The organism is Pseudomonas sp. AN-B15 (assembly GCF_019056475.1).
In the GTDB taxonomy this organism is placed as follows: Bacteria; Pseudomonadota; Gammaproteobacteria; order Pseudomonadales; family Pseudomonadaceae; genus Aquipseudomonas; species Aquipseudomonas parakoreensis.
The window spans coordinates 5,790,936-5,812,192 of sequence record NZ_CP049737.1 but is presented as its reverse complement, the minus strand read 5'-3'; the positions used below and the strand labels follow the sequence as shown (position 1 = coordinate 5,812,192).

Here is a 21,257-nt window from a genome sequence, read left to right as displayed (position 1 = left end):
CTCAATCGAATAATTCCCGGTGGCCGCCAGTTGGTCATCGGGGTTCCCTTCATCTGGCTGTTCCTGTTCTTCATGCTGCCGTTCTTCATCGTCCTGAAGATCAGCTTTGCCGAAGCCGATGTGGCCATTCCGCCGTACACCGAGATCTACACCTTCGCCGAGCAGAAGCTGCAACTGCTGCTGAACCTTGGCAACTACGCAATGCTCGGCGACGACGAGTTGTACATCGCCGCGTACCTTGGCTCGCTGAAGATGGCTTTCTTCAGCACGCTGTTGTGCCTGCTGATCGGCTACCCGATGGCCTACGCCATCGCCAGCGCCCGTAAAGAGCTGCAGACGGTGCTGGTGCTGCTGATCATGATGCCGACCTGGACCGCGATCCTGATCCGTGTGTATGCGTGGATGGGCATTCTCAGCAACAACGGCCTGCTCAACGGCTTCCTGATGAGCATGGGCTGGATCGACGAGCCGCTGCAGATCCTCAACACCAACCTCGCGGTGTACATCGGCGTCGTCTACTCGTACCTGCCGTTCATGATCCTGCCGCTGTACGCCAACCTGGTGAAGCACGATCACAGCTTGCTGGAGGCCGCTGCCGACCTCGGTTCGAGCACCTTCAACAGCTTCTGGAAAATCACCATTCCACTGTCCAAGAACGGGATCATTGCCGGCTGCATGCTGGTGTTCATCCCGGTGGTCGGTGAGTTCGTGATCCCGGAACTGCTTGGCGGCCCGGAAACCCTGATGATCGGTAAAGTGCTCTGGCAAGAGTTCTTCAACAACCGTGACTGGCCGGTGGCGTCCGCACTGGCGGTGGTGATGCTGGCGATCCTGATTGTGCCGATCATCCTGTTCAACCGCAGTCAGGCCAAGGAAATGGAGGGTAAAGAATGAAGCGCTTCCGTTTCTCCAGCTTGATGCTGGTTCTGGGTCTGTTGTTCATCTACCTGCCGATGCTGATCCTGGTGATCTACTCATTCAACGCCTCGAAACTGGTGACGGTATGGGGCGGCTGGTCGATCAAGTGGTATGTCGGCCTGCTCGACAACACGCAACTGATGGGCTCGGTGGTGCGTTCGCTGGAAATCGCCTGCTACACCGCCGTTGCAGCGGTAGCGCTGGGCACGCTGGCAGCCTTCGTGCTGACCCGCATCACCCACTTCAAGGGTCGCACGCTGTTCGGTGGCCTGGTCACCGCGCCGCTGGTGATGCCCGAAGTGATTACCGGTCTGTCGCTGTTGCTGCTGTTCGTGGCCATGGCGCAGATGATCGGCTGGCCGCAGGAACGTGGCATCGTCACCATCTGGATCGCCCACACCACGTTCTGTGCAGCGTATGTGGCGGTGGTGGTGTCGGCGCGTCTGCGTGAGCTGGACCTGTCGATCGAAGAGGCAGCCATGGACCTCGGTGCGCGGCCGTGGAAGGTGTTCTTCCTGATCACCATTCCGATGATCGCGCCTTCGCTGGCGGCGGGCGGCATGATGTCGTTTGCGCTGTCGCTGGACGATCTGGTACTGGCGAGCTTCGTTTCCGGCCCGGGTTCGACCACGCTACCGATGGAAGTGTTCTCGGCGGTGCGTCTTGGCGTGAAGCCGGAGATCAATGCCGTGGCCAGCCTGATTTTGCTGGCGGTATCGCTGGTGACCTTCCTGGTGTGGTTCTTCAGCCGTCGCGCCGAAGAAGCGCGCAAGAAAGCCATCCAGCAAGCCATCGAAGAAAGCGCCGCCGATTCGTGGAAACAACCGGACGTGCGCCGCGCGCCTGCGCCGGAAGCGGCCTGACGGGCAAAAAGATCGCAGCCTGCGGCAGCTCCTACAGTGGATGCAATCTCTGTAGGAGCTGCCGCAGGCTGCGATCTTTTGCTTTTGGAGCTCAGGAAATCCAAGGGGATGTACGGATGACCTCGACAAAGTTCATCGGCTTGAACCCCGGTTCCTGATCCTTCAGCACATCGGTCTTCACATTGCCGAACGTGGTCTGCGGACGATGGCGCAAGCCGTCGGCAAACGCGCAGATGATGCATTCCTTGAAACCTTCCCCGCGTGGATGCGCATGCACCACCGCCTCGCGCTGGGTACTGCTGAACGCCGCATAATCCATACCCAGCACGTCCATCTCGACACCCGCCGTCACCAGCGCCACAGTCGGCCGCAGATGTTTGGGCACGCCCGGCGTGGTGTGCAAGGCAATCGACAGCCAGACCTGTTCGATGTCGTCATCGCTCAGCCCGTATGGTTTGAGGAACGCCGTTGCCGCGTTGGCGCCATCCACTTCGAAACGCTCGTCATCACTGCGATAACCGTCGACCAGTCCGAGGTCGTGGAACATCGCGCCGACATACAGCAGCTCCGGGTTGTAGGTCAGTTGTTGGCGTTCGCCGCTCAGCGCACCGAACAGAAACACCCGGCGCGAGTGGTGATAGAGCAGGTCGGATTCGATGTCGCGAATGTACTCGGTGGTGGCCCGGGCGAGGGCGCTGTCGGGGATTTTGATGCCGGCAATGGTCGTGCTCATAAGGTGTTTCCTCGTCGAAAACGCCGTCGTGGCGCTGATGGACAAAGTCTGTTCCCCGAGGCACTGCACGGACAATCAACCCATGGCTGCGATCCTTGCCAATCGACCTGCAAATCGTGCCAACTCACTTAAAACAGCAGACACCGAACCTGTGGCGAGGGGATTCATCCCCGATGGACTGCGCAGCAGTTCCAAAACCTGCTATTTCGGCGAATCAGGTAAACCGCGCAGTGAGGATCTACGACTGCTGCGCAGCCGATCGGGGATGAATCCCCTCGCCACAAAGATCCCCAAGGAGGCTTATGAACAAAACCATCGCCATCGTGGTGTTCCCCGGCGTGCAGGCGCTGGATGTCAGCGGGCCGATGGATGTGTTCGCCGAGGCCAATCGTTTTCTGCCCCCCGAGGATCACTATCGGCTGGAGGTGATCGGCGTCGAACGCGGGCCGATGGCTTGCTCCAATGGCTTGAACCTCAGCGCTCACCGGCATTTCAGCGAGGCGCTTGACGCCTGGGACTTGCTGCTCGTCGCTGGTGGCCCGCAGTTACCGTTTCTGGATTTCGGCAAAGGCTTCGACACCTGGCTGCGCGAGGCCAGTGCCCGTGCGCGGCGTTTTGGCTCGATCTGCAACGGCGCGTTCATGCTGGCGCGGGCGGGGCTGCTGGACGGGCGAACGGTGACCACCCACTGGAACGATGCCCAAGCGTTGGCGCAATTGTGTCCATCGGCGCGGGTCGAAGCCGATCGCCTGTATGTCGAGGACGGTGCGCTCTATACCTCGGCCGGGGTTACGGCGGGGATCGATCTGTCCTTGTACCTGTTGGCCCGCGATCACGGCGCTGACGTGGCGCTGAGCGTGGCCAAACGGCTGGTGGTGTTCACCCAGCGCTCGGGCGGGCAGTCGCAGTTCAGCCCGTTCCTCACGCCGCATGCGGAGCCGACCTCGGCGGTGGCAATGGTGCAGTTGTATGTGCTGGCCAATCTCACCGGCGACCTGACGATTGCCGACTTGGCAAATGCGGCGAACATGAGCGCGCGCAATTTTTCCCGGGTGTTTGCCCGCGAGGCCCGGGTCACCCCGGCAGAGTTCGTCGAAAGTGCGCGAGTCGATGCGGCACGGGTGCTGCTCGAAAGCACCACGGCGCCGCTGAAGACTGTGGCTTATCAGTGCGGGTTTCGCGATGCGCAGCACATGCGCAGTGTGTTCAATCGCCGGTTGGGGGTGACGCCGCAGCAGTTCCGGCTGAATTTTGCGTTGATGCTCTGAAGGTCTCTTGTGTTCTTAAGGGCCCCATCGCTGGCAAGCCAGCTCCCACAGGTTTCTCGGGTGTTCACATAATCTGTGTTCACTGAAAATCCTGTGGGAGCTGGCTTGCCAGCGATGGGGCCAGACCAGCCAGCACAAATCTATTGCGCAGCTCGCGCTGGCAACAGTTTCAACGTACTGCGGGTATTGGCCGTCACCTCTTCCTCGCTGAAGTGCGCCTGCACGTACATTCCCTCGATGTACTCTTCGGCCTGATCGTCATAGTGGCTGTCGAACAGCACACCGCTCTGGCCGACCGGGTTGATGGTCAGGCTGTGCGCCGGGTCGGCGAAGTCCACCAGACGCCGCGTCGAAGGCCCGTAAGTCACTGGCCATGGCGCCGGACCAAGCTTGGCCGAGAGGTTGTTCGGCACTTCGTGGCTGCCCGGCGCAGCGAATGGCCCGACATTGACGATCCGGTCCAGCGGCTTCTGCTGACCCAGCGGATGACCGTGGGTCAGGGTGTGCGCCGTGCCCCATTGCCAGTCCGACGGATTGTCGCCGAGGGTTTGTTTCAGGTGCGCGATGCTCGCCTGCCACGCCGCTCTGACGATGTCGGTGCGGGTCTCCTTGTTCGGCGTGTTGCGGTTGTCCCACCACGGCGAATCGGCGCTCGCCGCCAGGCGCGGCAGCGCGGCATCGATCACCCGGGTCGATAGCAGCGTCTCGAAGAAATCGTTGCCCAACTCATCGCGCATCGCCGCATCAGCGAGGTCGTAGAGGAACTGGTTGAACACGGTGGCGCTCACCGAATCCAGCGGATAGTCGCCCGGCCACAGCGCCAGTTGCTCGACCAGTTTCAGTTGCGCCGGATCGCTCACCACTTCACGCAGCACCGGCAGCAATGGCGCCAGGGTGCGCGGGCCGTAGGCGGTGGTGGTGCCCAGTTGCAGCTTCTGGTTGGCTTCGTTGCTCCATTTCACGCTCTTGTCACTGAGCTGGCGATTGAGCTGCTGGCCGCGATCGGCGAGGTTGTAGTAACCGGGAATCTCCATCCCGGTTGGCGACAGCGGTTGGAAGTTGGCCGAGACGATGTAGCCGCGCGCCGGATTTTCCTCCTGCGGGTTGGTGCTGAACGGGTAGTAGCCATCCTTGTCCGCCTGATTGCTGCTGCCGTCGAGAATGAACTCCGGTTTGACCCCGGCCGGGCGTTTGGGCAACAGCGCCGAGGCCCACCAGGCGATGTCACCCTTGGCGTTGGCGTAAACGATGTTCAGCCCCGGTGCCTGTACTTTGGCCGCTGCGGCGCGGGCCTTGGCCAGGGTGTCGGCGCGGTTGAGCTGGTAGAAACCTTCGAGGATCGGGTTCGGCGTTTCGAGGAATGCCCACCACATGGCGATCGGTGTCTTGCCGGCGGCAGTGCCGAGGGCGTCGTTGACGATCGGGCCGTGGGGCGACTGGCGCAAGGTCAGCGTCACCGGCGCCTGGCCCTTCACCGCGATCTGCTGCTCGGAGCTGAGCAGATCGGTCCACTGGCCGTGGTACCAGACTTGATTCGGGTTGTCCGGGTTGACCTTCTCGGCGATCAGATCCAGATCGTCGTTCTGGAACATGGTCAGGCTCCAGCCGAAATCCAGGTTGTGCCCCAGGAACGCGAACGGCACCAGCGCCTGATGATGGCCGTAAAGCTCAAACCCCGGCGCCGACAGTTGTGCTTCGTACCACACCGAAGGCACCGAGAAACGAATGTGCGGGTCGCCGGCCAGCAGCGGTTTGCCGCTCTGGCTGCGACTGCCGGCAATCACCCAGGCATTGCTGCCTTCGAATTGCGGCAGGCCGTTTTCAACCAGCGCCTGCTCGCTGAGGCGGGCGAGAGCGTTGAGGTCTTGCCAGTCGTCGGCGGCAAGGGTCGGCGTCTTCTTGGCGTGACCTTTGGCGAGTACGCCTTGGGGCTGCCAGTCGAGGTCGAAGATGTTGAGGTAATCGGCGCCGAGTTGGTCGCGCACGTAGGTCAGCAACGGCTCGGTGCGAAACGCGGCGGCGAAGCTGTAGGCCATGTAACCGGCGACGCTGATGCTGTCCTCTGCCGTAAACGGCCGCTTGGGGATGCCCAGCACGTCGAACTCGATCGGCGCCGCGTGGCTGTCCTGATACTGGTTGATGCCGTCCAGATAGGCTTGCAGGGCCTTCCACGCCGGTGACTGCTTATCGAGACTGGCGACATAACGGGCGGCGCGTTCGCGGATGCGCAGGCTGCGGAACAGTTTGTCGGTGTCGAGCAGCTTCGGCCCGAGCACTTCGGCCAGTTCGCCACGGGCGAGGCGGCGCATGGCTTCCATCTGGAACAGGCGATCTTGAGCGTGCACGTAGCCGAGGGCGCGATACAGATCGGTTTCGTTCTCGGCACGAATATGCGGCACCCCGCGTTCGTCGTAACGCACCGTCACCGAACCTTGCAGGTTGCGCAGCTCCACCTGGCCCTGACGCGTCGGTTGCTTGCTGTAGAGGTAGGCGCCGACGCTGGCGAGCAGGACAACGATGAGCAAGGCAAGAACGGTGAAGACGCGTTTCATGGTGACTCCTTGTGCATGCGGGATTGCCGCCCGTCGGGCTGCAAACAATTAGCACAGACCTTCCGTGCCGTGCATCGCTGTCCTCGAAAAGTCCGGAATGCCTTACTGCACCATCACCGGCCAAGGGCAATAACACCCGACCGCCAGGGTGTGCGTGGCGTTGACCGGTCGATCATCCATCAGCGCGTTGAGGATCGGTTCAATAAAGCTGTTGCTGGAGTTGCAGGTCAGGCCTTCGCTGTAGGGGCCGAAATACGCCAGTTTGCCGCTGCGGTCCCAGATCGCCACGGCGGGGCTGGCCGGTACCTGATCGGAACCGGGCAACACCGTGATGTGTTTCAGATTGCTCAGGGTCGCGGGCAACTGGCCGTGGCTGCCAGCCTTTTGCACGGCGAAGAATTCCACGCCGCGCGGGCCGAACTGCTCGACCATTTCCGTCAGGTGCTGTTGATTACCGACGTTGCACGGGCAGGCCGGATCCCAGAAGTGCACGAGACGGATTTTGCCGGGCCCGGCCAGTTCATCCGGCAGACGCAGCGAATCACCGGAAAACACCGCGGTGTGCTGACTGAACGCACGCAGATAACGCCCCTGAAACCAGTCGTACGCCGCCCACAGTACCCCGGCACACACAAGCGCGAGCAGGCTGGCAAACAGTGCGGTGCGGTAGGGCGAGCGCATGGTTTTTCGATCCTCGAAGGGGGGCTAGCTTGCCATGCTTGCCGCAACAGATGAATATCGCAGGCCGATAAAGTCTGTTTACCGCTTTGGAATACCCGCATGCCTGACACTTTCGATGCCGATCATTTACGCGCCAGCCTCAAGCCTTTGGCCCAGTGGCAGCCGTTGTCGGACGAGGCGAAGGTGTATCAGCGGTTTTATAAAACCGATTTCCCCGAGCGCGATGTCTGGCGCGGCATGGGCCGGTTCGAAGTGGACGGGTATGAGCTGGTCAGCCATTGCTGGTGGCCGGAGAAGGTCAAGGGCACGCTGTTTCTGCTGCACGGTTTTTACGATCACACCGGGCTGTACCGGCATGTCATCGAGTGGGCACTGGATCAGGATTTTGCTGTTATCGCCTGCGACTTGCCGGGGCATGGTCTGTCGAGTGGGCCGCGGGCGAGCATCCGTGATTTCTCTGAATATCAGGACGCCTTGCAGGCGCTGTTCGCCGAAGCCGCTTCGATTGCCTTGCCGCAACCCTGGCACCTGTGCGGACAAAGCACCGGCGGCGCGATCGTCGTCGACCATGTACTCAATCATGGCGAGGGCAGCCCGGCGCAAGGTCATTTGATTCTGTTGGCGCCGCTGGTGCGTCCGCGCGCCTGGGGCTGGTCGCAGCTCAGTTATTACCTGCTCAGGCCTTTCGTGCGAGGCATCGCCCGTCGCTTCAGCGAGAACTCCAACGACCCGGATTTCCTGCCGTTTCTGCAGGCCGATCCGTTACAGCCCAAACGCTTGCCCACCGCGTGGGTCGGTGCACTGTCGCGCTGGATCATCCGCGTCGAGCACGCGAAAAAAAGTCCGCGACGGCCGCTGATCATTCAGGGGCAGGCGGACATGACCGTGGACTGGCAGCACAACTTGCAGGTGCTGAAGTGGAAATTCGACCGGCCGCAGATTCTGTTGCTGCCAGAGGCGCGGCATCATCTGGCGAACGAGACGCTGGAGATGCGCGAGGAGTATTTCGAGTTTCTGAACAAGCGGATCAGGGGGCGGAATCTCTAGGGGAGTTGCTGGCCTCATCGCTGGCAAGCCAGCTCCCACAGGTTTTCCGGCGTTCACAAACTCTGTATTAGATGAAAATCCTTGTGGGAGCTGCCTTGCCAGCGATGGCGGTCTGAAAGGTGATAAAGCTTACTGGCCAAGGTTCGAAGTGCTTTGCCCCACCGCCAACCCGGCCCGAATCGCTGCGAGCGCCGCCTGGTAATACGCCTTGCCCTCGCTGGACTCGGCAAAGGTCGCGAACTGCTCCAGTTCGTCGTCCGACAGATCGCGATAAACGTAGAGCAGCGTGTTGTTCAAATCGGCACCGATCTGCTCCATCAGGCGCTGGCGCTGGCCGTTCAGCATGCCTTGCGCCTGACCGCCGCCGAGCAGGCCGGGAATCATCGAACTCAAGCTGTCCGCCGCCACGCCGGCAATCGCCAGGCTGACTTCGGCGCCGGCCTCGCGCGCCGGCAGCGCTTGCGCCAGATGGCCGATGATCAGCAGACGGCTGTCGCTGACCTGCATCTTCGGCAAGCCCTTGGCGTTCTTCGCCAGCTGATCGCGACGGGTGGCGAGCAACTCAGCGGCAACGATTTTCTTGCCCAGCGGCGATTGAAAAAAGGTCAGCGCCGGTTGTGGATCGGCAAGGTGCTGGCGCAGTTGCGCTTCGGCACGCTGATCCATGGCCTGCGGTGCGAAGCGCTGGTTGCTGTTATTGACCAGGGCCTGAAACACCGCCGGTGGCAGGTTGTTCTGGTAGCGCTGCTGCGCGGCACTCAGGGCATCGTTGAAATGCGCACGTTGATCTGGCCAGCCGGCGATCTTGTACAACTGATCGTGGCCGTCCGCCCAGGCGGGCAAAACGCAGAACATCAACAGTGAAAAAAGCAAACGGCGCATAGGGACTCCTGTCAGCAGCGGACTATTCTCCGTGCGGTGCCGGTACTTGTCGAGAATTCGTATCAAGCCGCCGCGTGGCTCTGTCGGATTTCCTGCCGCCGGCATACTATGCGCGCCATGCAAATATCCTCTGAACACCCGCTGCTGTTACGTATCGTCGACGACCTGGCCGAGCATGGCTGGTCGCAGCAGAACATTTTCCTGCCCGCGGGTTTGACCCGTGAGCTGGCGGCCGAGTGCCGCAAACGTGAGGCCGAGGGCGAACTGGCGCCGGCAGCGGTAGGCCGTGGGCCGTTTTCGGAGATTCGCGAGGGCATTCGTGGCGACCACATCCAGTGGATCGACCCGGGCCAGGCCGAGGCCAGCGACCGTTATCTGAATCTGATGGAGAGTCTGCGCGAGGCGCTCAATCGCGGGTTGTTCCTCGGGCTTGAGGATTTCGAGTGCCACTTCGCCCTGTATCCGCCGGGCGCGTTCTACCGCAAGCACGTCGACCGTTTTCGCGACGATGACCGGCGCATGGTCTCGGCGGTGGTCTACCTCAATGACGCCTGGCTGCCGGAAGACGGCGGTCAGTTGCGCATGTACCTGAGCGAAGACCGGGTGCATGACGTGCAACCCACCGGCGGCTGCCTGGTGGTGTTCCTCTCTGGCGAAGTACCGCATGAAGTGTTGCCGGCGCATCGCGAGCGCCTGTCGCTGACCGGCTGGTTTCGTCGTCGTGGCAACGAGCCGTTCTGAGATGCAGAAGATTCTGGTCAGCCGTTGCCTGTTGGGCCACCGCGTGCGTTACGACGGCGGGGCCAGCGGGCCGTTCGACTTGCTCGAACAGTGGATCGCCGAAGGCCGTGTAGTGCCGCTGTGTCCGGAAGTGGCCGGTGGTTTGCCGACCCCGCGCGCTGCGGCGGAAATCCCCGGCGGGCAGGGCGCCGACGTACTCGATGGCAAGGCGGCGGTGATCACCACCGAGGGCGAGAACGTCAGCGCGCAGTTTCTCGACGGCGCGCGGCAGGCGCTGGCGCTGGTGCAGAAACACGGCATCCGCGTCGCGGTGCTCAAGGCCAACAGCCCTTCCTGCGGGAATCTGCTGACTTATGACGGGACGTTCAGTGGGGTGAAGGTCTCGGGAGAAGGCGTGACGGCTGCGCTGCTCAAACGCCATGGGGTTCAAGTCTTCAGTGAACTCGAACTTTCTCAGGCCTCCATGGCCCTGGCCCACCTCGACTAAAAGCCCACCAAAGACCGTCTGTAGGAGCTGTCGAGTGAAACGAGGCTGCGATCTTTTGATCTTCAAAATCAAGATCAAAAGATCGCAGCCTGCGGCAGCTCCTACGGTTCGGTGAACCACTTCGCGGACAACGCCGCCAACCGCCCATCGGCCTTGATCCGCTGCAACGCACCTTCCAGGCTGGCGTGAAATGCCGGATTACCCTTCTGAAACGGAATCGCCAGCTCCACCGGGGTCGCTTTCGGCTTCTCTTCGGTCAGCGCCTGCACCAGCACCATTGGCCGTGGCTGCTCATCCTTCTTCGCCCATAGCTGCGAGTCGACCTTGCCGTAAGACTCGCTGAAGTCGAAACGATCCTTGAGTTCAGGTGTCAGTGCTATGTGGTTGAGCGCGACGTCGTACTTGCCGCTTTCAACGCCCTGGAGCAGGTCGGCTTCGTCGGTGACGATGAAGTCGGCGCGTACATCCAGCTCGTTGGCCAGCAGTTGCCCAAGCTCGACCTCGAACCCCGTGAGTGTGTCGCCATCCTTGAAATTGAAGGGCGGTGTATTAGCCTCAAGGGCAATGCGCAACTCGCCACGGTCGTTGATGTCATCAATCAGTTCGGCGTGAGCCAAGGGGCTCAGAAGGGGTAGCAGGCAGATCAGGCCAGGCAGAACGCGCATGGTCACTCCTTTGAAATCATTATTGCGATGCTCTGAGTCAGGCTCGCTTTGCTATGGTTGTCGAGTGCCTTCGACAACGAATGGTCATGAAGTTGTCATGACCGCGCGGATTTTACGGAAAAACTGGAGAAGAGAATGAAAACGTTTATGTCACGAGCAGCCTTGGCTGGCCTGTTGATGGGTGTTTCAGTGCTGGCCAGTGCAGCGACCCCGGCGCCTAAAGGTGCCGAAGTGTTCATCGTTTCTCCCGAAGACGGGGCCACGGTTTCTCAGGAGTTCAAGGTCAAGTTCGGGGTCAAGGACGTTGCGCTGGCACCGGCCGGTGACGTTACCAAGAATACCGGCCACCATCACCTGCTGATCGACGTCGACCAAATGCCGGCGGCGGGCGCGCCGATTCCGAATGATGCCAACCACATGCACTTCGGCAAGGCGCAGACCGAGGCCACGATCAAACTGGCCCCGGGCAAACACACCTTGCAGCTGGAGCTGGGCGACAGCGGCCACATGCCGTTCGATCCGCCGATCGTGTCGAAGAAAATCACCGTCAACGTCAAATAAGTTTTCGGCGTTGCATGAAAAAGGGAGCCCGAAGGCTCCCTTTTTCATTGCTCGGCGTTCGATCAGAACAGCACGCGGCTACGGATGGTGCCGTTGACGTGTTGCAGCTTCTCTTGCGCCAGCTCCGAGTACTCGGCGTCGACGTCGATCACCACGTAACCGACTTTCTCGTTGGTCTGCAGGAACTGACCGGAGATGTTGATGCCGTTTTCGGCGAAGACCTTGTTGATCTCGCTCATCACACCCGGAATGTTCTCGTGGATGTGCAGCAGACGGTGCTTGCCAGGGTGAGCCGGCAGGGCCACTTCCGGGAAGTTCACCGACGACACCGAAGTACCGTTGTCGCTGTACTTGACCAGTTTCTCCGCCACTTCCAGACCGATGTTGGCCTGGGCTTCGGCAGTCGAACCACCGATGTGCGGGGTCAGGATCACGTTGTCCAGGCCACGCAGCGGGCTTTCGAACTCTTCGTCGTTGGAGCGTGGCTCCACCGGGAACACGTCGATGGCCGCGCCGATCAGGTGCTTGTCCTTGATCGCGTCCGCCAGGGCGTCCAGCTCGACCACGGTACCGCGCGCCGCGTTGATCAGGATGCCGCCCTTCTTGATGGCGCGGATTTCCTTCTCGCCGATCATCCACTGGGTCGCCGCGGTTTCCGGAACGTGCAGGGTGACGATGTCGGACATGCCCAGCAGCTCGTGCAGGTTGCCGACCTGAGTGGCGTTGCCCAGCGGCAGCTTGGTCACGGTATCGTAGAAGAACACCTGCATCCCTAAGCCTTCCGCCAGAACCGACAGCTGCGTACCGATCGAGCCGTAGCCGACGATGCCCAGTTTCTTGCCACGGATCTCGAAGGAGTTGGCTGCGGACTTGATCCAGCCGCCACGGTGGCAGGACGCGTTTTTCTCAGGGATGCCGCGCAGCAGCAGGATCGCTTCGGCCAGCACCAGTTCCGCGACGGAACGGGTGTTGGAGTACGGCGCGTTGAACACGGCGATACCGCGCTCGCGGGCAGCACTCAGGTCGACCTGGTTGGTGCCGATGCAGAAACAGCCGACCGCGACCAGCTTCTTCGCGTGATCGAAGATCTCTTCGGTCAGTTGGGTGCGCGAACGAATGCCGATGAAGTGAGCATCAGCGATCTTTTCCTTGAGCTCGGCTTCCGGCAAGGAGCCTGTCAGGTATTCGATGCTGGTGTAGCCCGCCGCCTTGAGGACGTCGACAGCCGATTGGTGGACGCCTTCGAGAAGAAGGAACTTGATCTTGCTCTTATCGAGAGAAGTCTTGCTCATCTGCGTAAACCTGTATCCCGGAGAAAAATGGCAGGGAGGGGAGCAGCCTGGAGCTGACCCGCACGGCAAGAAAGCCGCCACCGCAGAACTGGCCTTGGGCACTGGCCTGCGGGGTCGGTATGCTAGCATAGCCACCCCGCGAAACACTCATTCCTGCGACGTGAAGCGTCTTCAGGATGACCATGAATTGTTCGAGAGTTCTGTCGATGACCAATCCTGCCCTGATTGATGAACTGAAGACCCTGGTCGAGCCTGGCAAGGTCCTGACCGACGCCGACTCCCTGAATGCGTACGGCAAGGATTGGACCAAGCACTTCGCGCCCGCGCCAAGCGCCATCGTGTTTCCCAAGACCATCGAGCAGGTGCAGGCCGTCGTCCGCTGGGCCAATTCCCACAAAGTGGCGCTGGTGCCATCCGGCGGGCGCACCGGGTTGTCCGCCGCCGCCGTCGCCGCGAATGGCGAAGTGGTGGTGTCGTTCGACTACATGAACCAGATTCTCGACGTGAACCTCACCGATCGCACCGCCGTGTGCCAGCCCGGCGTGGTCACCGAACACCTGCAAAACGTTGCCGAAGAAAACGGCCTGTATTACCCGGTGGATTTCGCGTCGGCCGGTTCCAGTCAGATTGGCGGCAATATCGGCACCAATGCCGGCGGGATCAAGGTGATTCGCTACGGCATGACCCGTAACTGGGTCGCCGGCCTGAAAGTGGTCACCGGCAAGAGCGATGTGCTGGAGCTGAACAAAGACCTGATCAAGAACGCTACCGGTTACGACCTGCGCCAGTTGTTCATCGGCGCCGAGGGCACCTTGGGTTTTGTGGTCGAAGCGACCATGCGTCTGGATCGTGCGCCGAAAAATCTCACCGCGATGGTCCTCGGCACCGCTGATTTCGATTCGATCATGCCGGTGCTGCACGCCTTTCAGGGCAAGCTTGACCTGACCGCGTTCGAATTCTTCTCTGACAAGGCCCTGGCCAAAGTGCTGGGCCGTGGCGACGTACCGGCGCCGTTCGACACCGAGTGCCCGTTCTATGCGTTGCTGGAATTCGAAGCAACCAGCGAAGAAGTGGCCAACACCGCGCTGGAAACCTTCGAACACTGCGTCGAGCAGGGCTGGGTGCTGGACGGCGTGATGAGCCAGAGCGAAACCCAGCTGCACAACCTGTGGAAGCTGCGCGAGTACATTTCCGAAACCATCTCGCACTGGACGCCGTACAAGAACGACATCTCGGTCACTGTGTCGAAAGTCCCGTCATTCCTGCAGGAAATCGACGCGATCGTCGGTGAACATTACCCGGACTTCGAAATCGTCTGGTTCGGCCACATCGGCGACGGCAACCTGCACCTGAACATCCTCAAGCCGGATAACCTGAGCAAGGACGAGTTCTTCGCCAAGTGTGCGACCGTCAACAAGTGGGTGTTCGAAACCGTCGAGAAATACAACGGTTCGATCTCCGCCGAACACGGCGTGGGCATGACCAAGCGCGACTACTTGACGTACAGCCGTTCGCCGGTCGAAATCGAGTACATGAAAGCGGTCAAAGCGGTGTTCGACCCGAACGGCATCATGAACCCGGGCAAGATCTTCGCGGTTTGATTGGCAATCCCCTGAATCAATGAAGGCAGGAGTCGGTAAATGAGCTATCAGCACCAGTACGTCGACGGCACGCGCATTCACTTCCCGATCGGGAAAGTGGTGTGCATTGGCCGTAATTACGCCGAACACGCCAAGGAACTGGACAATCCGGTGCCTACCGAACCGTTGCTGTTCATCAAACCGGGCAGTTGCGTGGTGCCGCTGGAAGGCGGGTTCAGCATTCCGACCGAGCGCGGCTCGGTGCACTACGAAGCGGAAATCGCCGTGTTGATCGGCAAGCCGCTGTCGACCAAGCCGAGCCGCGAAGAAGTGCTGGATGCGATCTCCGGCTTTGCTCCGGCGCTGGATTTGACCCTGCGCGACAAGCAGGCCGAGCTCAAGTCCAAGGGCCTGCCATGGGAAATCGCCAAGTCGTTCGATGGCGCGGCGGTGATCGCGCCGTTCGTGGTCGGCAGCACGTTCCCAGACCTGACCGACATCGGCATTCGCCTGACCATCAACGGTGAAGTGCGTCAGGACGGCAACAGCAGCGCGATGCTCAACCCGATCGTGCCGATGATCCAGCACATGGCCGGCTGCTTTTCGCTGCAGGCCGGCGACGTGATCCTCACCGGCACGCCAGTGGGCGTCGGCCCGCTGAATGTCGGCGACGACATTGTGCTGGAACTGGTTGGCGCGAGCAGCTTCAGCAGCAGCGTGCGCTGACCGAACGCATCCGATACACAGCAACTGTGGCGAGGGAGCTTGCTCCCGCTGGACTGCGCAGCAGGCCCCTTGAAAAGCAGGGTCGCTTCGCGCCCCAGCGGGAGCAAGCTCCCTCGCCACAATAAATCCCCTCACAACAGGGCTCACTCCCACACTGGTTATGTTTCGCGGCTCGCAAAGCCGCACGGCAATCCCGCCATTTGCCGTTTTTTTCACATTCTGTCCGGATAATTCCTCTCATTCTGGCGTCTGAGCCGGCCTCTTTGTGCTATTACCCATAGCCTGAATTTTCGGAATGCGTCCCTGATGTCAGCTCAAACACAGCTCAATCCTCCTCGCCGCTCACGTTTTGCCCTGCGCTGGTATGTCTGGCTGTTGCTGGTGCTTGCCGCCGCCTATGGCCTGGCGTTTGCCATGCATTGGGACGACCGTGGCCTGCTCTGGTTGCGCGAGCGGTTCGAAAGCCAGGCCGAGCAGAAAGCGAGCATCTGGTTGCCGGACTATCGTGTGGTCATCGACGGCAAACTGCTGCCGGGCATGGAAAAGGACGAGGCCTCTGACCTGTCCTACAACCCGCAGACCAAAACCCTGTTTTCAGTGATGGGCAAGAACCCGTTCCTGGTCGAACTGACCCTGCAGGGGGATGTGCTGCGCAAGATGCCGCTGGTGGGCTGGAGCAATCCGGAAGGCGTGACCGTGTTGCAAAACGGCCTGATGGCGATCGTCGATGAGCGCGAACACCTGCTCTCCATCGTCAAGGTCGATGCCGAAACCCGCGAACTGCAGCGTGACCAATTCCCGAAATACGACCTGGGCCCCTCGAAAGACCAGAACAAGGCGTTCGAGGCGATCACTTGGGATCCGCGCAATCAACAGTTGCTGCTGGGCGAAGAACGGCCGCCGGCGCTGTTCACCTGGAAAAGCGACGGCAGCCAGATCCTCAAAGGCGACAAGCAGAAGCTGGCCAATGATGAGCTGGATATTCGCAACCTCTCGGCGCTGGCCATCGACCCGCGTACCGGCCACACCCTGGTGCTGTCCGCCGATTCGCATCTGTTGCTGGAGCTGGACGAGAAGGGCGAGCAAGTCAGCTTCATGACCCTGCTGGGCGGCTTCAACGGTTTGAAGAGCACCATTCCCCGCGCCGAAGGCGTGACCATGGACGACGCGGGTACGCTGTACATGGTCAGTGAGCCGAACCTGTTCTACCGCTTCGAAAAGCAGAAATAACCACCGTTCACTAATCCTCGTGTAGGAGCTGCCACAGGCTGCGATCTTTTGCTTTTGTTTTTCAAGATCAAAAGATCGCAGCCTGCGGCAGCTCCTACACGGTTCTGTTGTGGACAAGGGCAAGTGGCCATTAAGCTTCAGTTCAGACAGGCGTGATATTTCATCCGCCTGTTTTGATCCCGAGCCTGCCTGAATGCGTCGACTTGCCCGTCCCAAGCCCCTGTTTGCCATCCTGTCAGTGATTGCCCTGATCGCGTTGATCGCGATCGGCCAATACCTGCGCCTGTTCGAGCGCGCCTGGTTCAACCTGCACAGTGTGTGGCAACCGTTAAGCAGCCAGGCCATCGGTCTGGATCAGGACCGGGTCGAGGTCGAGGCCAGGGTCATCGACGGGCTGAACGACGATGTGTCGGCGCTGACCTACGATCCGCTGCGCAAAAGCCTGTTCACCGTGACCAATAAGCACGCCGAATTGGTCGAGTTGTCGCTCGACGGCAAGATCCTGCGGCGCATCGCACTGATCGGCTTTGGCGATGCGGAAGCGGTGGAGTTCATCAGCGCCGACACCTACGTGATTACCGACGAGCGAGAGCAACGGCTGATCAAGGTGCATCTTGAGCAGGACACGACCTTCCTCGATGCCGCGGATGCCGAACAGATGACCCTTGGCGTGCACATGAGCGGCAACAAGGGCTTCGAGGGCCTGGCGTATGACTCGGTGGGCAAACGCCTGTTCGTGGCCAAGGAGCGCGACCCGATGCTGATTTATGAAGTGCACGGATTCCCGCACTTCAATCCGGAAAAATCCTACGCGGTGCACGTGATCAATAATCCCAAGCGCGATGCGGGGATGTTCGTGCGCGATCTGTCGAGCCTGCAATACGACGAGCGCAGCGGCCATTTGCTGGCGCTGTCCGACGAGTCGGGGCTGATTCTTGAACTGGATGTTGATGGACGTCCGCTGAGCACACTGTCACTCAACAGGGGCCGCCAAGGCCTACAAAAAAGCGTGCCACAAGCCGAAGGGATCGCGATGGATGACGACGGGACGTTGTATCTGGTGAGTGAGCCGAACTTGTTTTACGTCTTCAAGAAACCTGCACAGCCTTGACTCACACCGCAAAACACTGTGGGAGCGAGCCTGCTCGCGAAGGCGCCGTGTCAGCCAATGAAAATGTTGGCTGAACTGGCGCTTTCGCGAGCAGGCTCGCTCCCACAGGTTTATTCGTCTGCCCATCAATTGTGGGCGGCTGGCTTACTCAGCCTTCAGCGTTTTTACACCTTCGCTGGTGCCCAGCAACAGCAGATCCGCCGGGCGCGCCGCGAACAGGCCGTTGGTGACCACGCCGACGATCGCGTTGATCTGCGCTTCCAGCTCCACCGGGTTGGTGATCTGCAGGTTATGCACGTCGAGGATGATGTTGCCGTTGTCGGTCAGCACGCCTTCGCGGTACACCGGGTCGCCGCCCAGTTTCACCAGTTGGCGGGCGACGTGGCTGCGGGCCATCGGGATCACTTCCACCGGCAGCGGGAATTCGCCCAGCACCGGCACCAGTTTGCTGGCGTCGGCGATGCAGATGAAGGTCTTGGCCACGGCCGCGACGATCTTCTCGCGGGTCAGGGCGGCGCCGCCGCCCTTGATCAGGTTCAGGTGCGCGTCACTCTCGTCGGCGCCGTCGACATAGAACTCGAGGTCGCTGACGGTGTTCAGCTCATACACCGGAATGCCGTGGCCCTTGAGGCGCGCGGCAGTGGCTTCGGAACTGGCGACCGCGCCATCGAACGCGCCCTTGTGCTGGGCCAGCGCATCGATGAAGCAGTTGGCGGTGGAGCCGGTGCCGACCCCGACGATGCTCTTGTCATCGAGTTTCGGGAGGATGAAGTCGACGGCGGCCTGAGCCACTGCCTGTTTGAGTTGATCCTGGGTCATGCGGGCTCCGGAAGCGGGCAAGGTGAGTTCGGAAAGGCCGGCATTATAGCCCCCATGCCCGGCGAAAACTCCTGTGGTGAGGGGATTTATCCCCGATGGAGGGCGAAGCGCTCCCCGGCACTCCTCGCAAATATTGCGCTCTCAGGTTGACGACGGCTGCGCCGCCGATCGGGGATAAATCCCCTCACCACAATGAGGTTTACATCACAAAGTGTTTGCCCCGGCTAAAACCCCCTGTTCAGTGTGGTCGTGCGCCCAAAAGCCGGGTTAGACTCGTGGGTCCCGCCCAATCGCCAGTGATGCTTTCCGATGCTCGAACAGTACGTCAAAAAGATCCTCACCTCGCGCGTTTATGACGTTGCCGTAGAAACCCCGCTGCAGAACGCTCGCCAGCTCTCCGAGCGGCTGGGCAATGACATTTGGCTCAAGCGTGAAGACTTGCAGCCAGTGTTCTCGTTCAAGATTCGCGGCGCCTACAACAAGCTGACCCAGCTGACCGACGAAGAGCGCGCCCGTGGCGTGGTCACCGCGTCGGCGGGCAACCATGCGCAGGGTCTGGCGCTGGCGGCGAAAGTGCTGGGCGTGAAAGCCACCATCGTCATGCCCAAGACCACCCCGGAGATCAAGGTCGAAGGCGTGCGCTCGCGCGGCGGCAAAGTCGTGCTGCATGGCGATTCGTTCCCGGAAGCACTGGCCTACTCGCTGAAACTGGTCGATGAAAAGGGCTACGTTTACATCCACCCGTACGACGATCCGCACACCATTGCCGGGCAGGGCACCGTGGCGATGGAAATTCTGCGCCAGCACCCGCAACCGCTGGACGCGATCTTCGTGCCGGTCGGCGGCGGCGGTCTGATTGCCGGTATCGCGGCGTACGTGAAATACCTGCGTCCGGACATCAAGGTCATCGGCGTCGAGCCGGACGACTCCAACTGCCTGCAAGCGGCCATGGCCGCCGGTGAGCGCGTGGTACTGCCGACCGTGGGCATCTTCGCCGACGGCGTGGCGGTGGCACAGATCGGCCAGCACACCTTCGACATCTGCAAAGACTACGTCGACGAAGTGATTACTGTCAGCACCGACGAGATCTGCGCGGCAATCAAGGATATCTACGACGATACCCGCTCGATCACCGAACCTGCCGGCGCCTTGGGCGTGGCCGGAATCAAGAAGTATGTCGAACTGCGCGGCGTCAGTGGCCAGACCTTCGTCGCCATCGACTCCGGCGCCAACGTCAACTTCGACCGCCTGCGCCATGTCGCCGAGCGCGCCGAGCTGGGCGAGGGTCGCGAAGCGATCATCGCCGTGACCATTCCTGAGAAGGCCGGCAGCTTCAAAGCCTTCTGCGAAGCGATCGGCAAGCGCCAGATCACCGAATTCAACTACCGCTACAACACCGGCAGCGAAGCGCACATCTTCGTCGGCGTGCAGACTCACCCGGAAAACGACCCGCGCAGCGCGCTGCTGGCGAGCCTGACCGAGCAGGGTTTCCCGGTACTCGACCTGACCGACAACGAACTGGCCAAGTTGCACATTCGTCACATGGTGGGTGGCCATGCGGCGCACGTGATCGACGAGGTGGTGTTCCGCTTCGAATTCCCGGAGCGCCCGGGTGCGCTGTTCAACTTCCTCAACAAGCTCGGCGGGCGCTGGAACATCTCGATGTTCCACTACCGCAACCACGGCGCAGCTGACGGCCGGGTGGTCGCGGGCCTGCAAGTACCGCATGACGAGCGCCATCTGGTGCCGGCGGCGCTTGAGGAAATCGGTTATCCGTACTGGGATGAAAGCGAAAACCCGGCCTATCAGTTGTTTCTCGGCTGAGCGGCTACGCTGATGGGCAGGCCCTGAGGAAATCGAACAATGGAAACGTTAACTGCCCTGAAAACCGCGCACATGGTCGCCACTGTAGTATTGCTGGCCGGTGCGCTGGGACTGGGAGTCTGGGTGATTCTGGCAAAACGCAAGGGTGATGCAACGGCGGGCAGCCGCACCTTGCAACGGCCACGGGTGTTCATCTGGCTGTTGATGGGCCTGGCACTGTTGAGCATGCCGTTCACGGGCTGGGGCATGGTGCATCTGGTCGGCTGGCCGCTGGGGCAGACCTGGCTGCTGGCCTCCAGCGTGCTGTACACCGTGGCGGCGCTGGCGTGGTTCTGGTTGCTGGTGCGGTTGAATCGGTTGCGCAAGGCGCCGGGCGGGGTGGGCAGGTTCACTTTTGCCTTGGCGTTATTCAGTTTTGTCTGCTTTATCGCCATTGCCGGGTTGATGGGCGCCAAACCTGTTTAAAGCTTGAGGCCGCGTTGCTTTAATGGCTGGCAAGCCAGCTCCCACAGGATCTGTAGCGAACACAAATGGTGTGACCACCTGAAAAACCTGTGGGAGCTGGCTTGCCAGCGATAGCTATATCAGCCGCGCAGACTAATGACTGGCCAGCCCCGCTTCTCGGCTTCGGCCCGCAGATTCGGATCCGGATCCACCGCCACCGGGTTCGCCACCTGCTCCAGCAGCGGCAAGTCATTCATCGAGTCGCTGTAGAAATAGCTGTCATCCAGCGAATGCCCGGTTTCCTCCAGCCAGCGATTCAGGCGCGTCACCTTGCCTTCGCGGAAGCACGGAATGTCGGTGCTGCGCCCGGTGTAGCGGCCATCGACCATCTCGCACTCGGTGGCGATCAGGGTTTCAACGCCCAGGCGCACGGCAATCGGCGCGGTGACGAAGCGGTTGGTGGCGGTGATGATCACCAGTTTGTCACCGGCGTCGCGGTGCTGTTTCAGCAACTCCAGCGCCTTGGGCAGCATGATCGGCTCAATGCAGTCGCGCATGTAATCGTTATGCCACTGCTCAAGCACGGCCATTTCGGTGCGGCCGAGGATTTCCAGGCAGAAGTTCAGGTACGCGGCGTTATCCAGCTGGCCGGCCAGGTAATCCTGATAGAACTCGTCGTTGCGCGTCTTGTACGCCACCGGATCGAGGAAGCCGCGTTCGCACAGATAGTCGCCCCAAGCGTGATCGCTGTCGCCGCCCAGAAGGGTGTTGTCCAAATCGAATAGAGCCAGGCGCATTGCAGTTACCCGCTGAAAAGTCAGTAAAAAGGCGAC

At 61.0% G+C, this 21,257-nt stretch carries 21 protein-coding genes; 13 read left to right on the top strand and 8 right to left on the bottom strand.

Annotated features, from left to right (window positions below; all coding sequences use genetic code 11):
* The first annotated feature begins 12 nt into the window (after nucleotides 1–12).
* Both GTQ41_RS26365 and GTQ41_RS26360 read left to right on the top strand, forming a co-directional pair.
* Nucleotides 13–894: an ABC transporter permease subunit gene (locus tag GTQ41_RS26365; protein ID WP_174377002.1), complete on the top strand. Its 882-nt coding sequence runs from the start codon at nucleotides 13–15 to the stop codon at nucleotides 892–894.
* Nucleotides 891–1,781, top strand: a complete 891-nt coding sequence (locus tag GTQ41_RS26360) for an ABC transporter permease subunit (protein ID WP_047297195.1) — start codon at nucleotides 891–893, stop codon at nucleotides 1,779–1,781. The genes GTQ41_RS26365 and GTQ41_RS26360 overlap by 4 nt, the downstream gene beginning before the upstream one ends.
* Before the next feature lie 91 nt (nucleotides 1,782–1,872).
* On the opposite strand, the gene GTQ41_RS26355 is transcribed toward GTQ41_RS26360, so the two are convergent.
* Nucleotides 1,873–2,514 (bottom strand): HD domain-containing protein, encoded by a 642-nt coding sequence (locus GTQ41_RS26355; RefSeq protein ID WP_047297194.1) that lies wholly within the window; start codon nucleotides 2,512–2,514, stop codon nucleotides 1,873–1,875.
* Nucleotides 2,515–2,816: 302 nt separating this feature from the next.
* Here GTQ41_RS26355 and GTQ41_RS26350 point away from each other — a divergent pair, with 302 nt between their 5' ends.
* On the top strand, nucleotides 2,817–3,782 hold the full coding sequence (locus tag GTQ41_RS26350) for a GlxA family transcriptional regulator (RefSeq protein ID WP_047297193.1): 966 nt from the start codon (nucleotides 2,817–2,819) through the stop codon (nucleotides 3,780–3,782).
* 140 nt (nucleotides 3,783–3,922) lie between these two features.
* Here GTQ41_RS26350 and GTQ41_RS26345 read toward each other — a convergent pair whose 3' ends face one another.
* Together GTQ41_RS26345 and GTQ41_RS26340 are read right to left on the bottom strand one after the other, a co-directional pair.
* Nucleotides 3,923–6,334 (bottom strand): penicillin acylase family protein, encoded by a 2,412-nt coding sequence (locus tag GTQ41_RS26345; RefSeq protein ID WP_047297192.1) that lies wholly within the window; start codon nucleotides 6,332–6,334, stop codon nucleotides 3,923–3,925.
* Between the two features lie 102 nt (nucleotides 6,335–6,436).
* Nucleotides 6,437–7,015 carry a DUF6436 domain-containing protein gene (locus tag GTQ41_RS26340; protein WP_047297191.1) on the bottom strand — a complete coding sequence of 193 codons (579 nt, stop codon included), beginning with the start codon at nucleotides 7,013–7,015 and terminating at the stop codon, nucleotides 6,437–6,439.
* A 99-nt stretch (nucleotides 7,016–7,114) separates the two neighbouring features.
* Between GTQ41_RS26340 and GTQ41_RS26335 the strand changes: the two genes are divergently transcribed.
* Nucleotides 7,115–8,062 carry an alpha/beta hydrolase gene (locus tag GTQ41_RS26335; protein ID WP_047297190.1) on the top strand — a complete coding sequence of 316 codons (948 nt, stop codon included), beginning with the start codon at nucleotides 7,115–7,117 and terminating at the stop codon, nucleotides 8,060–8,062.
* Nucleotides 8,063–8,191: 129 nt separating this feature from the next.
* Here GTQ41_RS26335 and GTQ41_RS26330 read toward each other — a convergent pair whose 3' ends face one another.
* Complete coding sequence (locus tag GTQ41_RS26330; protein ID WP_047297189.1) at nucleotides 8,192–8,944, bottom strand: DUF2059 domain-containing protein; 753 nt, start codon at nucleotides 8,942–8,944, stop codon at nucleotides 8,192–8,194.
* Nucleotides 8,945–9,052: 108 nt separating this feature from the next.
* On the opposite strand from GTQ41_RS26330, the gene GTQ41_RS26325 reads away from it, so the two are divergent.
* Both GTQ41_RS26325 and GTQ41_RS26320 read left to right on the top strand, forming a co-directional pair.
* The gene (locus GTQ41_RS26325; RefSeq protein ID WP_047297188.1) at nucleotides 9,053–9,685 is read left to right on the top strand and encodes a 2OG-Fe(II) oxygenase; all 633 of its coding nucleotides are present in this window, start codon (nucleotides 9,053–9,055) and stop codon (nucleotides 9,683–9,685) included.
* A 1-nt stretch (nucleotide 9,686) separates the two neighbouring features.
* Entirely contained in the window at nucleotides 9,687–10,172 is a 486-nt protein-coding gene (locus GTQ41_RS26320) for a DUF523 domain-containing protein (protein WP_047297187.1), read from the top strand.
* Between the two features lie 101 nt (nucleotides 10,173–10,273).
* Here GTQ41_RS26320 and GTQ41_RS26315 read toward each other — a convergent pair whose 3' ends face one another.
* Nucleotides 10,274–10,837, bottom strand: a complete 564-nt coding sequence (locus GTQ41_RS26315; RefSeq protein ID WP_047297186.1) for a transporter substrate-binding domain-containing protein — start codon at nucleotides 10,835–10,837, stop codon at nucleotides 10,274–10,276.
* A 135-nt stretch (nucleotides 10,838–10,972) separates the two neighbouring features.
* Between GTQ41_RS26315 and GTQ41_RS26310 the strand changes: the two genes are divergently transcribed.
* Nucleotides 10,973–11,398, top strand: coding sequence for a DUF4399 domain-containing protein (locus GTQ41_RS26310; RefSeq protein ID WP_041072147.1), 426 nt, complete (start codon nucleotides 10,973–10,975; stop codon nucleotides 11,396–11,398).
* Nucleotides 11,399–11,460: 62 nt separating this feature from the next.
* On the opposite strand, the gene serA is transcribed toward GTQ41_RS26310, so the two are convergent.
* Complete coding sequence (gene serA / locus GTQ41_RS26305; protein ID WP_003229219.1) at nucleotides 11,461–12,690, bottom strand: phosphoglycerate dehydrogenase; 1,230 nt, start codon at nucleotides 12,688–12,690, stop codon at nucleotides 11,461–11,463.
* A 206-nt stretch (nucleotides 12,691–12,896) separates the two neighbouring features.
* Here serA and GTQ41_RS26300 point away from each other — a divergent pair, with 206 nt between their 5' ends.
* From GTQ41_RS26300 to GTQ41_RS26285, 4 genes are all read left to right on the top strand, one after another.
* Nucleotides 12,897–14,291, top strand: coding sequence for an FAD-binding oxidoreductase (locus GTQ41_RS26300; RefSeq protein WP_217325386.1), 1,395 nt, complete (start codon nucleotides 12,897–12,899; stop codon nucleotides 14,289–14,291).
* A gap of 39 nt (nucleotides 14,292–14,330) precedes the next feature.
* A complete protein-coding gene (locus GTQ41_RS26295) occupies nucleotides 14,331–14,996 on the top strand; it encodes a fumarylacetoacetate hydrolase family protein (RefSeq protein WP_027610530.1) in 666 nt (221 codons plus the stop codon).
* Nucleotides 14,997–15,302: 306 nt separating this feature from the next.
* Nucleotides 15,303–16,226 carry an SdiA-regulated domain-containing protein gene (locus GTQ41_RS26290; RefSeq protein ID WP_047297184.1) on the top strand — a complete coding sequence of 308 codons (924 nt, stop codon included), beginning with the start codon at nucleotides 15,303–15,305 and terminating at the stop codon, nucleotides 16,224–16,226.
* A gap of 193 nt (nucleotides 16,227–16,419) precedes the next feature.
* Entirely contained in the window at nucleotides 16,420–17,337 is a 918-nt protein-coding gene (locus GTQ41_RS26285; protein WP_217325385.1) for an SdiA-regulated domain-containing protein, read from the top strand.
* Nucleotides 17,338–17,481: 144 nt separating this feature from the next.
* On the opposite strand, the gene rpiA is transcribed toward GTQ41_RS26285, so the two are convergent.
* Nucleotides 17,482–18,156: a ribose-5-phosphate isomerase RpiA gene (gene rpiA / locus GTQ41_RS26280; protein WP_041072157.1), complete on the bottom strand. Its 675-nt coding sequence runs from the start codon at nucleotides 18,154–18,156 to the stop codon at nucleotides 17,482–17,484.
* A gap of 309 nt (nucleotides 18,157–18,465) precedes the next feature.
* Here rpiA and ilvA point away from each other — a divergent pair, with 309 nt between their 5' ends.
* The gene (gene ilvA / locus GTQ41_RS26275; protein ID WP_041072159.1) at nucleotides 18,466–19,980 is read left to right on the top strand and encodes a threonine ammonia-lyase, biosynthetic; all 1,515 of its coding nucleotides are present in this window, start codon (nucleotides 18,466–18,468) and stop codon (nucleotides 19,978–19,980) included.
* A gap of 39 nt (nucleotides 19,981–20,019) precedes the next feature.
* Complete coding sequence (locus GTQ41_RS26270) at nucleotides 20,020–20,445, top strand: DUF2269 domain-containing protein (RefSeq protein ID WP_047297182.1); 426 nt, start codon at nucleotides 20,020–20,022, stop codon at nucleotides 20,443–20,445.
* A gap of 119 nt (nucleotides 20,446–20,564) precedes the next feature.
* On the opposite strand, the gene GTQ41_RS26265 is transcribed toward GTQ41_RS26270, so the two are convergent.
* A complete protein-coding gene (locus tag GTQ41_RS26265) occupies nucleotides 20,565–21,221 on the bottom strand; it encodes an HAD family phosphatase (protein ID WP_047297181.1) in 657 nt (218 codons plus the stop codon).
* Nucleotides 21,222–21,257: the final 36 nt, after the last annotated feature.

Bases quoted from the DNA above. Each gene is read 5' to 3' on its own strand.
- GTQ41_RS26265 (WP_047297181.1), bottom strand. From the start codon at position 21,221: ATGCGCCTGGCTCTATTCGATTTGGACAACACCCTTCTGGGCGGCGAC.
- GTQ41_RS26315 (WP_047297186.1), bottom strand. From the start codon at position 10,837: ATGCGCGTTCTGCCTGGCCTGATCTGCCTGCTACCCCTTCTGAGCCCC.
- GTQ41_RS26360 (WP_047297195.1), top strand. From the start codon at position 891: ATGAAGCGCTTCCGTTTCTCCAGCTTGATGCTGGTTCTGGGTCTGTTG.
- GTQ41_RS26300 (WP_217325386.1), top strand. From the start codon at position 12,897: ATGACCAATCCTGCCCTGATTGATGAACTGAAGACCCTGGTCGAGCCT.
- rpiA (WP_041072157.1), bottom strand. From the start codon at position 18,156: ATGACCCAGGATCAACTCAAACAGGCAGTGGCTCAGGCCGCCGTCGAC.
- GTQ41_RS26325 (WP_047297188.1), top strand. From the start codon at position 9,053: ATGCGCGCCATGCAAATATCCTCTGAACACCCGCTGCTGTTACGTATC.
- GTQ41_RS26345 (WP_047297192.1), bottom strand. From the start codon at position 6,334: ATGAAACGCGTCTTCACCGTTCTTGCCTTGCTCATCGTTGTCCTGCTC.
- GTQ41_RS26290 (WP_047297184.1), top strand. From the start codon at position 15,303: ATGTCAGCTCAAACACAGCTCAATCCTCCTCGCCGCTCACGTTTTGCC.
- GTQ41_RS26335 (WP_047297190.1), top strand. From the start codon at position 7,115: ATGCCTGACACTTTCGATGCCGATCATTTACGCGCCAGCCTCAAGCCT.
- serA (WP_003229219.1), bottom strand. From the start codon at position 12,690: ATGAGCAAGACTTCTCTCGATAAGAGCAAGATCAAGTTCCTTCTTCTC.
- ilvA (WP_041072159.1), top strand. From the start codon at position 18,466: ATGCTCGAACAGTACGTCAAAAAGATCCTCACCTCGCGCGTTTATGAC.
- GTQ41_RS26355 (WP_047297194.1), bottom strand. From the start codon at position 2,514: ATGAGCACGACCATTGCCGGCATCAAAATCCCCGACAGCGCCCTCGCC.
- GTQ41_RS26330 (WP_047297189.1), bottom strand. From the start codon at position 8,944: ATGCGCCGTTTGCTTTTTTCACTGTTGATGTTCTGCGTTTTGCCCGCC.
- GTQ41_RS26350 (WP_047297193.1), top strand. From the start codon at position 2,817: ATGAACAAAACCATCGCCATCGTGGTGTTCCCCGGCGTGCAGGCGCTG.
- GTQ41_RS26295 (WP_027610530.1), top strand. From the start codon at position 14,331: ATGAGCTATCAGCACCAGTACGTCGACGGCACGCGCATTCACTTCCCG.
- GTQ41_RS26285 (WP_217325385.1), top strand. From the start codon at position 16,420: ATGCGTCGACTTGCCCGTCCCAAGCCCCTGTTTGCCATCCTGTCAGTG.
- GTQ41_RS26270 (WP_047297182.1), top strand. From the start codon at position 20,020: ATGGAAACGTTAACTGCCCTGAAAACCGCGCACATGGTCGCCACTGTA.
- GTQ41_RS26320 (WP_047297187.1), top strand. From the start codon at position 9,687: ATGCAGAAGATTCTGGTCAGCCGTTGCCTGTTGGGCCACCGCGTGCGT.
- GTQ41_RS26310 (WP_041072147.1), top strand. From the start codon at position 10,973: ATGAAAACGTTTATGTCACGAGCAGCCTTGGCTGGCCTGTTGATGGGT.
- GTQ41_RS26340 (WP_047297191.1), bottom strand. From the start codon at position 7,015: ATGCGCTCGCCCTACCGCACCGCACTGTTTGCCAGCCTGCTCGCGCTT.